A 14,703-nucleotide genomic window follows, 5' to 3' on the forward strand; every position below is an offset into this window, starting at 1 on the left:
GGTTCTACCTTTATGCTTGTATATTGTTATCCCGCAAACTGCACAGCAGTATTTGCATGTAAAAAAGCAGTATCAAACACAGGAACAGTAAGGTCGTTTTGTGAAATAAGCAAAGGGATTTCAGTACATCCTAGTAATATTCCTTCTGCGCCATTTTGAATTAATAATTTTGTAATTTGTAATAGCTTTTCTTTTGAGGTTTCTGAAATAATTCCTTTACTTAATTCATTTAAAATAACGTGATGAATAAAATTTCTTTCCTCTTCATTTGGAATGATTGTCTCAATGTTATAGTTTGCTAGACGTGATTTATAGAAGTCTTGTTCCATCGTTTGTTTTGTACCCAATAGTCCGATACGCTTTATATTCTGTTCTACCATTTCTTTAGCACTTACATCACCAATGTGAAGAAGCGGGATGGATATTGCACTTTCTACTTCTTCAGCAAATAAATGGACCGTATTAGAACACATTAATAAACATTCAGCTCCAGATTTTTCAACTTTTTTTGCAACTGTGACTAATTCGTTTTTCACTTTTTCATATTGATGATTTTGTAATAAAGTAGTTACCTCACCAAAGTCCATGCTATATAAAACAAGCTTTGCATTTTGATCATATTGAGAGAGTGTAAGTGTATTAATATGTTTATAGTATAACGATGTAGATTCCCAACTTAGTCCACCAATTAAACCGATTACTTTCATCGTGCATTCCTCCCGTAACTATTTTGAACTTATTATTTCATAATTCCGATAAGAATACAATGATTTGAATGTACCGTTAAATAAAAAATAATTAGAAAAGTATTGAAATTTACAATTCTTAGTGCCATAATACGAATTACAAATTAATACTTATCCAGAGAGGTGGAGGGAACGGCCCTATGAAACCTCAGCAACCCCTATATAAATTTATAGGAAGGTGCTAATTCCGCAGAGGACACGATGTGTTTTTTGGAAGATAAGAGGATTCTTGAACGTGAAAGAAAATGACCTCTTATATAAGAGGTCATTTTTTGTTGTATAGAAAGGGAGTGTCGATGCATAATTCATTTTCAAAATAAATATAGAGTAATAAAAGTTGACTAATATGAGAGGGGAATTGTAATGAACAAATTATCAACAAAATTAGTAGTAGCAATCGGAATTGGGGCAGCATTATATGGGATATTAGGACTTTGGGGATTTTCTATTGCGCCAAATACATTTATTAAACCCGCATTAGCTATTTTAACTGTTTTTGGAGCTCTATTTGGTCCAGTTGCAGGACTGTTAATAGGTCTTATCGGTCATACCGTAACAGATACGATCGCTGGATGGGGTATTTGGTGGGGATGGGTTATTAGCTCAGGCATTATCGGATTTGCAATGGGACTCATTCAAAAAAGAGTTGGCTTTAGTGTGAAAAACGGGACGTATAATAAGGGAGATATTTCTTATTTAGCCATTACTGGGTTAATTGGAATTGTCATAGCTATTATATTTGCTGGGGCATTCGATATTATTGTGATGGGAGAACCGTTTGACAAAATTGTTATACAAGTATTAGGAGCAACAATTGCTGATGTTATTGTATTTTTAGTTCTTGGATTGCCAATTACAATAGGTTTAGCTAAATCTAATAAGAAACATACACATTTAAAAATTGAAAAGTAGGGATGTTAACATGCAACCAATTATTTCTTTTGAACAATTCAGCTTTCAATATGAGCATACAGCACAGCCTACTGTAAAAGACATTTCATTTCATATATATCCTGGAGAAAAAGTACTAGTTGCTGGACGAAGTGGTTCAGGGAAATCAACGTTAGCTCATTGTATCAATGGGCTAATTCCATTTTCTTATGAAGGAATTAGTACTGGTAATATTTTAATTGCCGGAAAAGATCCAAGGAAAGAGAGTATTTTTGAACAGAGTAAACAGGTAGGAACAATTTTACAAGATCAAGACGCTCAATTTATTGGCCTTACAGTAGAAGAAGATGTAGCATTTTATTTAGAAAACGAATGTGTAAATCAAGATGATATGAAAAAGATTGTTTCGGATTCATTAAAAAAGGTGAAGATGCATGCTTTTCATAAACAAAGTCCACATGAATTATCAGGAGGGCAAAAACAAACTGTTTCTCTAGCAGGTCTGTTAACAACAAATGCTAATATATTATTGTTCGATGAACCGTTAGCAAATTTAGATCCGCTAAGCGCCATACATACAATACAACTAATTAAAGATATACATAAACAATATAATAAAACAATTGTAATTATTGAACATCGAATAGAAGAAATGTTAAACCTGGATTTAGATAAAATCATTTTAATTGATGAAGGTGAAATTGTTGCGATTGGGACACCTGAAAAGATTTTAGCGTCAAATATATTACCATCTATAGGCTTAAGAGAACCTATGTATATAGAAGTATTAAAGAGATTACATTTTGATAGTAATAATGACGTAATATACCCACTTGAAAATCTTCATAGGGAAAGTGTTAGTGGCGTAATAAATGAGTGGATGGAGAAGCAAGTTTTTTGTAAAGACACTCCTACAAAAAAAGAATTATTGAAAGTAGAGAATTTGTCATTCTCATATTCTAATAAACAAAAAGTATTAGATAATGTGAATTTCTCTATATATAAAGGGGAAATAGTAGCACTTTTAGGCCATAATGGAGCTGGAAAATCAACATTAGCTCATAGTCTTATAGGGATAAACAAAACAAAAAATGATAGGATTTTAATTGATGGAGTAAATATTAATTCTTGGTCTATTCGTAAACGCGGTGAGGTTATATCTTATGTGATGCAAAATCCTAATCATGTGATTACTCAACCTACTGTTATGGAAGAGGTTTCGTTTTCATTAAAATTAAAAAAATTTTCAAAGGAAGAAATTAAGCTTAGAGCGGAAGAAGCGTTAAAAGTTTGTGGTTTGTATCCATTTCGAAATTGGCCAATTCAGGCGTTAAGTTATGGACAAAAAAAGAGATTAACGATTGCATCTGTACTAACAACAAATCCGAAACTTATCATGTTAGATGAACCGACAGCGGGACAAGATTATTATCATTATAAACAATTTATGTCGTTTATTAGAAAATTAGCTGCAAAGGGAATATCGTTTATTTTGATCACACACGATATGAATCTCGCATTGGAATATACAGACAGAGCGATAGTTTTATATGAAGGGAAAATTATTGCGAATAATACCGCGTCTATTGTGTTAGGGCATCCAGAAACGTTACAAAGAGCGAACCTAAGGGAAAGTTCTTTATTCAAACTAGTTAAATTTAGTGGGATTGCATATCCTGAAAGGTTTATAGAACTTTATTTTGATGTTATTAGGAGGGAGGAAGATGTATAGTACATATTTTCATCGCATGGATGGAGCAGTGAAATTGTTATTATTTATTTTTTGTATGACGTTTACCTTTTTATTTTTTGATTTTCGCGTATTGCTAGTTGTATTTTTGATTGGATGCATGGGACTTATAGTTGCTAAAATTCCACTCCGTAAAATTTTTATTGTTTTTAGTGTTATATTTACATTCAGTTTATTAAATTCTGTCATGATTTTATTTATTACACCAACCCATGGATCTGAATTAACCGAATCATATACTTCGTTTGTGCATATTGGATATGCAACAATTACATATGAAACATTATTTTATGCAGCTACACTTTCATTAAAATATTTTACGTTATTACCATTTACACTTATTTTTATTTATACGACTGATCCAAGCGAATTCGTGAGTAGCTTAAGTAAATTTCGAATTCATTATAAGATTACATATGCAATAAATATTGCATTACGTTATATACCTAATATTCAGTCCGAATATAAAGTTATTAAACATGCGCAAGAGGCGAGAGGAGTAGCTTTTGAAAAAGGAGAAGCAAGTTTATGGATTCGCATGAAAAACCGTGTCTTAATTTTCTGGCCTTTAATTATTCATTCTCTAGAGAGAATTGATACCGTTTCAAACGCAATGGATTTAAGAGGATTTGGAAAGAAAGATACACGTACGTGGTTTTATACAAATAAAGCGAAAAGTGGGGATTTCTTTGCTTTATTTGTAGGTGTTTTTATTTTAATTGTTGCAGTATATTTAAAATTACATGTATTTCAAAACTTTTGGTATCCATTTTAAAGCACTCTCAAATGAGTGCTTTTACTTATTTTTATATAGACATGCTCAAAAAAGGGATATTTACATAATGTATAATACGAACCAGTTAAAATGATCAACTACCTATTAGTTTTCAAACCAAAAGGAGGAGAAAATATGAGTTACGGTGGTTCTTGTGGTTTTGGTGGAGGTTTCGCTTTATTAGTTGTATTATTTATTTTGTTAATTATCGTTGGATGCAGCTGCTGGGGCGGAGGGTACTAATTTTTAATTAGTCTCCACAAATGTAAACTAAAAAAACATAAAAGATACTTATGTATCGAAACAAATAAAAAAGGAGCAATTATGCTCCTTTTTTATTTGTTCTCAGATGAGTTCTGATTACATTTTGGGAATGTAATTGTCAAAGTGGTACCTTTATTAACAACGCTTCGGATTTTTAAACTACCTTGCATCGTTTCAATAATCTTAACAGCAACCATTGTACCTAAACCTGTACCTTTCGTTTTTGTACTAAAATACGGTTCGCCAAATCGATTTATTTGCTCTTGTGACATACCAATTCCGCTATCTTCAATTCGTATTATAACTTTATTATTACTAATAGATGAGGAGATATTTAAAGTGCCACCATTAGGCATTGCTTCAATACCATTTTTTATTAAGTTTAAAAAACATTGCTGAAAGTGCTGTTTATTTCCAACTATTGTTGCCGTAGAGAAATCTTTTGTAATATGTATTGTATTCATATTACATAAAGGTAAGATCATATTAATCACTCGATTTAACTCTTGTTCTACTGAAATCTCATCTAATTTTTCTGAAGCAGGTTTGGCAAACGTTAAATAATCATCAATTATTCCTTGGGCACGATGTAATTCTTCAAGTATATGCTTAATATACTCGTCTCTTGATTCTGGAGTTAAATTTGGTGTTTTTAAAAGTTGAGTAAATCCTTTTACAACAGTTAAGGGATTTCTTATTTCGTGCGATATACTGGCAGCTAGTTGACTGACGATTTCCATTTTTTCCATTTTAATCAACTTCGATCGCATACATACTGCATCTTTTAAAACTTCATTAAAATAAACTACAAACAACATTAAAGTAGTTGGTAATATTATGAAATAAATAATGTACAAATTATTCACTTCAAAATCTGATAAAGTTAATACAATTACAGTTGTAAATATTCCTAGAAAAAATGTTAAAAACATTGTATAAGCTACTTTGATTTTTCTATTATACGTATTAAATTTTGCGGATGCGAATGCTGTAATGATAAACATTGTGCCATAAACTAGTATTGTTAACATACTAAATCCATAAAATGAAAATCTTGTAATTAATAAAATAGCAAACAATATGATACCGACAGGGAAGCCACCATAAAGTGTACCTATTATAACTGGTATTTGTCTTAAATCATGAATGCAATTTTCATCCATATAGATAGGATAGCGCATACATAAAATAAGAGGGATACTCGTACAAAGTATAATAAGTAGTTTTTTATATTTCTTCAAATAGTGCCCGCTATCATATATAAAATAAAAAATAAAGATACTAATTAAAATGTAAAGAAGATTATTTAATACGTTTTGATTAATATAAACAAAGTCCATAATATTTGCCTCATTATTTTGAATTTCCTTTTCATATATATTATACATGATTATAGTATAATATATATATTTGATTAAATAATATAGGTTTATATTTTTTTAGTATCTGCCACGTTTACCCATTCTTCATATAATTCTTCAACTGATGCATATCGTTCAGTTCGGTTTTCATTTACAGCGCGATACGCTATTTCATATAAATCCATACTTGCTTCCCATTTTGTAAAGGAGCGATCTTTTCCACCCCCTAAAATTGTGAAAGCCATTGCACCCATATTAAATACATTTGTTTTCGCATCAATCATAGCGTTTAGCTCAAATTCTTCAGGAGACATAAAACGCGAGGAACCCCATAATCTTCCCATTTTATTTACGTATGGTTTTTTAGAATATAAATCAATATCACAAATTTTCGTCTCATTTGTATGAAAATCATATAAAATACTACCGTCATAAAAATCTATTGCTACATAGTTTTTCTTTTCGACATACGTATGGAAAGAAAAAATGGAATTTAAGGATTGAATTCGTTTCATAACAGATAAATGCTTAAATTTATAAAATGGAGACTTTGGATTATTATATTTCTCAGGAGGCGGGAAACTCCAATGTGAATGAAGACATTCACCATCAAACCAATCGAAAATCAATACATATCCAGATTGAACTGGAAAATGTTCAATTAGTTTTATAAGCGAGTCATGTTTTAATTCCTCGTATAGGGAAACTGAATTTCTTAATCGTTCAATAGCGTCGTTCATTGTTCCTTCGTATGCAATTGTTTGTGCCCCTGCGTATTTAATGAATTTCTTATGCCCATTTTTTTCTACACCAAAACTTATATTACCTGAATCTTGCTGGTCAAAAACTGCAAATACGGTTCCTAATTTCAATAGCCAATCAAAATTATGATGTTCTTTTAATTGGAATGTTATTTGATTCAACTGAATTTCAACTGGTTTAGCTTCCATAATATACCTCACATTTATTATAATTAAGTTGTATATTTCAGTATTCGACATATTTTGTAAAAATCCTATGTTACTCACATGGAATTTTATAAATATAATGATGAGTACTTATAGAAGGGTGAATAAAATGGAACAACAAATCGTTATTAAACCATATGAAAAAGAGTGGCATGAAGAGTATTTAATAGAAAAGGAGAAATTTATTTCTTTATTCGGAGGAGAATGTATTGCTATTGAACACATAGGGAGCACATCCGTACAAGGATTAGGAGCGAAACCCCTAATTGATATGATGATTGGTGTAACGGATTTGCAAATTATCGAAAAGTGGATTGGTGATCTATTAAAAATTGGATATGAGTATGTACCAAAGGAATCAACTAATTGGCGCTTTTTTAGAAAGGGAAAATGGAGAGCGGGTACCCATCATTTGCACGTTTATATTTATAATAGTGACGAATGGAAAAATAATCTTTTATTTCGAGACTTTCTAACAAAACATGAATGGGCACGTAATGAATATAGAGAATTAAAAGAGAAACTTGCAGCTACATATCCTTTTGATCGAGTTTCATATACAAGTGCAAAAGGGCCGTTTATTCAAAAGATATTAGAATTGGCCAAAACTCAAAAAATTTAATATTACAGATTCTTATCTGAAAAATTTTTAAAATCCCTTCCTACGTTATTTATAGGAAGGGATTTTTTATTTTGTCATAACGATATACATTATTTCTAATTATTGGAGACAGATTAGTTTATTTATTTCGATATTTCTAGTACATTGAAAATATTAAGGGGGAATTAAGCAATGAAAGCAATTGTACATCAATATAAAAAAGGGGCAGAGGGATTAGAATATAAATTTTTATCTGAAACAAATCCTAATGCTGGTGAAGTAAAAATAAAGTTAAAAGCTGCAGGATTAAATCATAGGGATTTATTTATTATAAACAATAGAAAAGAAATGGATCTGCCGTTAGTAATAGGGTCAGATGGTTCAGGAATTGTTACAGAAGTCGGAGAAGGTATTTCAAAAAAATTATTAAATAACAAGGTTATTATAAATCCTAGCATTGGATGGGAAAATATTGCCGAAGTACCAGAGTTACCAGAGGTGCTAGGTGGACCGAGAGATGGGACGTTTGCTGAATATGTGATTGTGCCAGCTGAAAATGTAGTAGCAAAACCGTCATATCTTACTTGGGAAGAGTCTGGCGTATTATCTTTATCGGCGTTAACTGCATTTAGAGCACTTTTTACAAAGGGTAGATTGAAATGTGGAGAACATGTTTTAATTCCGGGAATAGGCGGCGGTGTAGCGACATTTGCCATGTTATTTGCGAAAGCAATTGGCGCAAAAGTAAGTGTTACTTCAAGGATTGAGAACAAAAGAAAGTTTGCAGAAAAATATGGCGCAGACTTTTCTTTTAATAGTTCTGGAAATTGGGAAGAGATTTTACAAGGAGAGAAAGTAGATTTAATAATCGATAGTATAGGTCCAGCAACATTCTTAAACTATTTTGATGTATTGAAACCAAATGGAAGAATTGTTAATTTTGGTGCAAGTTCAGGAGATAAAATAGAATTGCCTTTAAGAGCGTTATTTTATAATCAAATTGATATTATGGGAACATCTATGGGTAGCCGTGAGGAATTTAATGAAATGATTAAGTTTATAGAGAAATATAAGATTAAACCAATTATGGATAAAGTTTATTCGTTAGAAGAAGTAATTCAAGCGTTGAGCCGTATGGAACAGGGAGAACAGTTCGGTAATATCGCTCTACGTATAGAATAAAAATATGATTTAATAACCAATGTTTTTATATGGATATGTTATGTAATATACACACTTATAGTTTGTGGATCATTTGATTTAAAAGCTTTTTCAACTATATATATCTTTAATCCATATAAATAGTTACATAATTGTCAAATGAAAAATAGTAAAGTGAAAATCTAAATGTGTGTAAATGTTGTATACTGTGTAAATCAAGTAAACTTGTATCTTTATTTCAAGTAAAACAAGAAATTATAAGGAGAGAGTAATGTGAATTACACAGTATTTCAATGGATAAACAATATAGCAGGTACATCTGCGCTCTTAGATGAGGTAATGATTGCTACTACAAATAGCGCTGCATATGTGGCTATTCTATTCATGTTTATCTTATGGTTTCATAACGGAAAGAAAGAGAATGCGATAAGAAAACAATATACAGTGTTGTATACGACACTTTCAGTGATAATTGCATTACTAGTAAATGTTTTTATTCATGTAGTATATTATCATCCACGTCCTTTTGTATCATATGATGTGAATCAATTAGTACCACATGCAGAAAACTCATCTTTTGTTAGTGATCATTCTGTACTTGTATTATCGATTGCATTTATTTTTATTCTTAGAGGAGAAAAGTTAAGATATATTGCACTTTTATGGGCGGTTTTAGTTTGTATATCACGTTTGTATGTAGGTGTTCATTTCCCTTTAGATGTAATGGGTGCAGCTGTAATAACAATTATAACAAGCAGTTTATTGTTGCAGAAAAAACGTATATTTGAACCAATTGCAAAACTTGTTTTCAAGGTGTATGCACTCGTAGCGAAACGAATTCCTTTTTTAGAGAAATATAACCATGTAGCTTAAATTTTATAACTAGCCTTTTATAGATTAGGAAAAAAATCCCCCTTTGGAAATCCAGAGGAGGATTTTTTGTTGTATACAAGTGAATAGATTGCTTGCAATAATAATTCGAGTGTTAGGCAGTAAGAGTAAAAAGAATGAATATTCTTAAATTTCACGTACTGTATTTTAAGTATTTTAATAAAATAACAATAACTAGTTTCACATTGTTTTAAAGGAATTAATAAGAAAACTTCGAAACATATAGTATCGAAAGCAAAAATTACTTATTTGAAAGCGCATCTGTGCATGTATCAATTAATAAAGAAAGGAGCGAAATATGCATAAACTTCAAACGAATAAAGGCGCGCGGTATTTTATGGTTGCTTTTATTATTTTGTTTCTTACTATGATTTTGCGTATATTTTATATTCAAGCAGTAGGGGTCGTGCATAATGTAAACGTCAAGGATCTTGCAACTGAACAACATAATAAAAATGGTGTTTTGGAAGCAAATCGTGGCACAATATATGACCAAACTGGAAAGGTACTAGTCCAAGATTCCACAACGTATCGTGTTGTTGTGAATTTAAAAGGAACAGATAAAGTGAAAAATAAAGATGAAACCGCAGGGCAATTAGCAGATGCGCTTGAAATTGATAAAGAAGATGTGCTAAAAAATTTTCATGAGGGGCGTACGCAAGTTGAAATTGGAAAAGTTGGTCGGAATTTATCTAGAGAAAAGAAAGAACAAATTAAAAAATTAAAAATCCCGGGTGTATCTTTTATGTCAGAGAAAGCAAGAGTGTATCCGAATGAAGATTTTGCATCTTATATACTTGGTTTTGCTAGACCAGACGATAAAGGAAATACAGAAGGGAAATTTGGACTTGAAAAAAGTTTGGATAAATATTTGCGCTCGACAAATGGGGAAATAGAATATGTAGGAGCACGAAGAGGTATCCCGCTTACAAATGATATAGGGAAAATAGAACCCGCTAAAAATGGAAATAACGTTTACCTTACGCTTGATAAACAAATTAATAGTTTTTTAGAAGAATCGATGAATAAGGCACAAGAGCACTATGATCCTTCCATGTTAGTAGGAATCATAGCGGATCCAAAGACAGGGAAAGTTTTAGCAATGTCTAGTAAACCCAGTTTTAATCCTAATAAAGGCGATATTGAATACTTTTTAAATGATCCAATCGCAAATGCATATGAACCAGGTTCAACAATGAAAATATTTACGTTAGCTGCTGCAATTAATGAAGGTGTATACAACGGGAAAGAATATTTTCAATCCGGAAAATATTCCGTTGGTTCATCGGATATAAAAGATCATAATGGTGGATTTGGATGGGGATCTATTACATTTGATGAAGGCTTTGAAAGATCATCAAACGTAGCTTTTTCTATTTTAGAAGATCAGTTATTAAAACCCGATAAATTTAAGCAATATATGAATAAATTTGGATTTAACCAAAAAACCGGAATAGATTTACCTGGTGAAAGTAAAAATACTTTATTATTAAGTACACAAATTCAACAAATCACAACTTCTTTTGGACAAGGTTCTACAGTAACTCCTATTCAATTAATCCAAGCTGCTACTGCTATAGCAAATGATGGGAAAATGATGCAACCATATATCGTTGACAAAGTTGTAAATCCAACAAACAAACAAGTTATTATGGAAAATCAACCGAAAGAAATTGGGAATCCGATAAAAAAAGAGACAGCGAACAAGGTAAGAGACTTAATGGAACGTGTTATTACGTCTTCAAAAGGGACCGGTACAATGTATAAAGTGGATGGTTATCCAATTGGAGGTAAGACAGGAACAGCGCAAATTCCGAATCCTGAAAATGGACGATATATGGAAGGGAAAGAAAATTATATTTTTTCATTTTTAGGTATGGCTCCGATTGATGACCCAGAGTTAATTGTATACTTAGCTATTAAGCAGCCAAAGTTAAAGGGAGACGAGTATGGAGCTCAGCCGCTTGCTGAAATATTTAAACCAGTTATCAAAAATAGCCTTGAATATTTAAAAGTGAAACCATTTACAGAACAACAAATGACAGATGCAACGAAACGATCTCAATTAAAAGTACAAAATTATGTCAACCAATCAATAGATGCAGTAGAGAATAGTGTAAAAAAAGAGAAACTCCAGCCGATAATTTTAGGAGAAGAAAAAATCAAAAAACAATATCCGCAGTCTGGTGAAGTAATGAGTGAAGGGGATCGTATATTTTTATTAGGAAGCAACCCCAAAATGTCAAATTTAAAAGGTTGGTCCATGCGTGATGTTATGTATTTCTCTAAACTATTAAAATTAGATTTAAAAACTTCAGGGACAGGCTATGTAACGAGTCAAAGCATTGAAAAGGGACAAGATATACAAGAAGGCGATATATTAGAACTAGAATTAGAACCACCATTACAACCGTTAGCAGAGGCGAATACAAATTAATTTGGGCAATGTAAAGAGTCTATATACAATAGGCTCTTTTTTATAGATGTAAGTAATTTCACGCACCGTAATTTTTAGAAAAAAATAATAAATAAGAGAATTAACAGTTACGTATCACTAAATATCTGATTATTTTTTATTTACAGTTAAAAATAATTGTGATAATATGGAAAAAATAAATGCGGTAAAGAGAAGAGTAAATAAAATGAATTTTTCACAGAGAGCTCCATTTAGCTGAAAAGGAGTAAAAATTCTTTATTGAACCAAGCCTCTGAGCAGCGCATCGGAACCTATTATTAGGGGATGGTGTGACGGGAGCTCCCGTTATAGAGATAAGGTATAAGCATGAATCAAAATGCAGTACCTGATAAGGTTAATATGGTGACATATTAACAAACTAGGGTGGCACCGCGATGATAAATCTCGTCCCTAAGACTAAAAGTCTTGGGGGTGGGATTTTTTTATTGGTTTAAAACAATTTGGAAAGCGAGGCCTAAAATGAAAAACTTACTAAAAAATTGGAAATATCCTTTATTACTACTGTTCGGAGTTGGTATTGCGAATTTAGGGGCATGGATTTACTTAATAGCACTGAATGTACTTGTCTATCATATGGGTGGCTCAGCCTTAGCAGTTGCTACTTTATATGTAATTAAACCATTAGCCGCTTTATTTACAAACGCTTGGTCAGGAAGTATGATTGATCGTTTAAATAAACGGAAGTTAATGATTCACCTCGATATATATCGCGCGGTATTTATCGCTATTTTACCTTTACTTCCATCACTTTGGATGGTTTATGTGTTCGTATTCTTTATAAGTATGGCCAGTGCGATTTATAAACCAACTGCTATGACATATATGACTAAATTAATTCCAATTGAGAAAAGACAACGTTTCAACTCATTGCGTAGTTTAATAGGATCTGGTGCTTCTGTAATTGGTCCATCGATAGCGGGAGCATTGTTAATAGCAAATACATCAGAGTTTGCTATATATATGAATGCTATAGCATTTCTCTTATCAGGAGTAATTACATTACTGTTACCTAATCTTGAGAAAAAACCTGATATTATTACCTCAAATGATAAGTTATCTTTAGCTGTACTAAAAAAAGATTGGAACATCGTTTTAAATTTCAGTAAAAAATCTTTATATATCGTTTTTGTGTACTTCTTATTTCAAGGAATGATGGTTTTAGTGGCCGCTACTGATTCACTTGAATTGTCATTTGCAAAAGAAGTTTTATTGTTAACAGATAGTGAATATGGCTTTTTAGTTAGTATCGCTGGAGCCGGCTTTATTTTAGGAGCAATAACAAATACAATTTTATCAAAAAAATTAACACCTTCATTTTTAATTGGAATAGGATCAGTATTCATCGCAATCGGTTATATAATTTATGCTTTTTCAAATGAGTTTTTAATGGCTGCAATTGGATTCTTTCTTTTATCTTTCTCTATGGCGTATGCAAATACAGGGTTTAACACTTTTTATCAAAATAATGTCCCTGTCCATATAATGGGACGGATTGGGAGCATATATGGCTTATTTATTGCAGGTATCACCATTTTAATTACGATTTTGTTTGGAGTTGCAACCCAATTTATTTCTATACAACTTGTAGTTATTATAGGATCTTTAGTAATGCTACTTATTACTATCATATTGTGTGTGTTTACTTTATTGCCTTTACATTCTAAGGCGCATTCTTCTGAGTCAATACATTCGAAATAGTTTTAGAATTTACGGTGTTATATAGGAGGGTTCACCCTCCTATACATGGAAATATAAGAAGGGTGAACAATATTGATGAACAAGGGTGATTTTTATAATGAAAACAAAAGATCAAATAGACAATATTGTAAAAGAAATACATCGGCATATAGATTTTTCAGGGGTAATTTTAGTGAAAGAGGAAAAAAGCTTAGTCTATGAAGAGGCGTTTGGTTATGCAAATCGAAATGAATGTATAAACAATACACTACAAACTAGATTCGGAATTGCCTCGGGATGTAAAATCTTCACAGCAATTGGAATCTGTCAACTTGTTGAAAGGGGTATAATTACTTTTCATACAAAGTTAAAAGATTGTTTAAGTATTGAATTCCCAAATTTCAATGAAGATATTACAATACATCACCTTCTGACGCATAGTTCGGGTATTCCAGATTATTTTGATGAAAGTATTTTGGATAACTTTGAGGATCTTTGGAAAGAAACTCCTATGTATCTATTAAAAAGTTTAAAAGACTTTTTACCATTATTTCAAAACAGAGATATGATGTTTGCACCAGGAAGTAAGTTTCACTACAATAATGCAGGGTTTATCATACTTGGATTAATAATCGAAGAACAGACAGAACTTACATTTACGGAGTATATAGAAAAAAACATATTTAAACCAATCGATATGAATGATTCTGGCTATTTTTCTTTAGATAGATTACCAAGACACACAGCAATTGGATATATACAAGATGAAATTAGCCAGACATGGAGAACAAATGCTTACTCTATTCCGATAAAAGGTGGTTCTGATGGTGGAGCCTTTATTACTGCGCCAGACATGCTGAAGTTCTGGGAAGCGTTATTTAACTATGAAATCATAAGCCGAGAATATACAAAAATACTTTTAACTCCTCACATTCAAGTAAATAAGAATCAGTCTTACGGCTATGGAGTATGGATTGAAACAAGAGATAACAAGGTATTTAAATATCATGTAATGGGATATGATCCAGGCGTCAGTTTTCGCTCAGCCGTATATCCAGACTTAGGAATTACATTAGTTATTCCGTCAAATAAAGGGGCGGGACCCGAAAAATTAATGAAAGAAATAGAAGGAGCTTTTTAAT

General features: G+C 31.7%; 13 protein-coding genes, 1 riboswitch and 1 other annotated feature. Of the genes, 10 read left to right on the top strand and 3 right to left on the bottom strand.

What is annotated here, in order from left to right; all coding sequences use genetic code 11:
• Positions 1-26: 26 nt before the first annotated feature.
• Positions 27-707, bottom strand: coding sequence for an aspartate/glutamate racemase family protein (locus ACQVV1_RS02190; RefSeq protein WP_242253441.1), 681 nt, complete (start codon positions 705-707; stop codon positions 27-29).
• 147 nt (positions 708-854) lie between these two features.
• Positions 855-970: riboswitch (SAM riboswitch) on the top strand.
• A gap of 139 nt (positions 971-1,109) precedes the next feature.
• Between ACQVV1_RS02190 and ACQVV1_RS02195 the strand changes: the two genes are divergently transcribed.
• The 4 genes from ACQVV1_RS02195 (at position 1,110) to ACQVV1_RS02210 (ending at position 4,405) form a co-directional block, all read left to right on the top strand.
• Positions 1,110-1,658, top strand: a complete 549-nt coding sequence (locus ACQVV1_RS02195) for an ECF-type riboflavin transporter substrate-binding protein (protein ID WP_001038201.1) — start codon at positions 1,110-1,112, stop codon at positions 1,656-1,658.
• A 10-nt stretch (positions 1,659-1,668) separates the two neighbouring features.
• Positions 1,669-3,369 (top strand): ABC transporter ATP-binding protein, encoded by a 1,701-nt coding sequence (locus tag ACQVV1_RS02200; protein WP_431168541.1) that lies wholly within the window; start codon positions 1,669-1,671, stop codon positions 3,367-3,369.
• The gene (locus ACQVV1_RS02205) at positions 3,362-4,162 is read left to right on the top strand and encodes an energy-coupling factor transporter transmembrane component T family protein (RefSeq protein ID WP_063223499.1); all 801 of its coding nucleotides are present in this window, start codon (positions 3,362-3,364) and stop codon (positions 4,160-4,162) included. Before ACQVV1_RS02200 ends, ACQVV1_RS02205 begins: the two co-directional genes overlap by 8 nt.
• A 135-nt stretch (positions 4,163-4,297) precedes the next feature.
• Positions 4,298-4,405, top strand: a complete 108-nt coding sequence (locus ACQVV1_RS02210; protein WP_000120182.1) for a YjcZ family sporulation protein — start codon at positions 4,298-4,300, stop codon at positions 4,403-4,405.
• Positions 4,406-4,497: 92 nt separating this feature from the next.
• Here ACQVV1_RS02210 and ACQVV1_RS02215 read toward each other — a convergent pair whose 3' ends face one another.
• Together ACQVV1_RS02215 and ACQVV1_RS02220 are read right to left on the bottom strand one after the other, a co-directional pair.
• Positions 4,498-5,766, bottom strand: a complete 1,269-nt coding sequence (locus tag ACQVV1_RS02215; protein ID WP_431168542.1) for a LytS/YhcK type 5TM receptor domain-containing protein — start codon at positions 5,764-5,766, stop codon at positions 4,498-4,500.
• An 89-nt stretch (positions 5,767-5,855) separates the two neighbouring features.
• Positions 5,856-6,737, bottom strand: a complete 882-nt coding sequence (locus ACQVV1_RS02220) for a protein kinase domain-containing protein (RefSeq protein ID WP_242253444.1) — start codon at positions 6,735-6,737, stop codon at positions 5,856-5,858.
• Between the two features lie 127 nt (positions 6,738-6,864).
• Here ACQVV1_RS02220 and ACQVV1_RS02225 point away from each other — a divergent pair, with 127 nt between their 5' ends.
• The 6 genes from ACQVV1_RS02225 to ACQVV1_RS02250 all read left to right on the top strand — a co-directional run bounded on the left by ACQVV1_RS02225 (position 6,865) and on the right by ACQVV1_RS02250 (position 14,702).
• A complete protein-coding gene (locus tag ACQVV1_RS02225; RefSeq protein ID WP_431168543.1) occupies positions 6,865-7,377 on the top strand; it encodes a GrpB family protein in 513 nt (170 codons plus the stop codon).
• A gap of 171 nt (positions 7,378-7,548) precedes the next feature.
• Entirely contained in the window at positions 7,549-8,538 is a 990-nt protein-coding gene (locus ACQVV1_RS02230) for a zinc-binding dehydrogenase (RefSeq protein ID WP_431168544.1), read from the top strand.
• Positions 8,539-8,790: 252 nt separating this feature from the next.
• Positions 8,791-9,390, top strand: a complete 600-nt coding sequence (locus ACQVV1_RS02235; RefSeq protein WP_431168545.1) for an undecaprenyl-diphosphatase — start codon at positions 8,791-8,793, stop codon at positions 9,388-9,390.
• A 316-nt stretch (positions 9,391-9,706) separates the two neighbouring features.
• Positions 9,707-11,845, top strand: coding sequence for a penicillin-binding protein (locus tag ACQVV1_RS02240; RefSeq protein ID WP_242253449.1), 2,139 nt, complete (start codon positions 9,707-9,709; stop codon positions 11,843-11,845).
• Between the two features lie 175 nt (positions 11,846-12,020).
• Positions 12,021-12,279 (top strand) — a binding site (T-box leader).
• A gap of 64 nt (positions 12,280-12,343) precedes the next feature.
• Entirely contained in the window at positions 12,344-13,582 is a 1,239-nt protein-coding gene (locus tag ACQVV1_RS02245) for an MFS transporter (protein WP_431168547.1), read from the top strand.
• A 97-nt stretch (positions 13,583-13,679) separates the two neighbouring features.
• On the top strand, positions 13,680-14,702 hold the full coding sequence (locus ACQVV1_RS02250; RefSeq protein ID WP_242253451.1) for a serine hydrolase domain-containing protein: 1,023 nt from the start codon (positions 13,680-13,682) through the stop codon (positions 14,700-14,702).
• Position 14,703 lies beyond the last annotated feature (1 nt).

It is taken from the genome of Bacillus basilensis (assembly GCF_050630465.1).
GTDB lineage: Bacteria > Bacillota > Bacilli > Bacillales > Bacillaceae_G > Bacillus_A > Bacillus_A basilensis.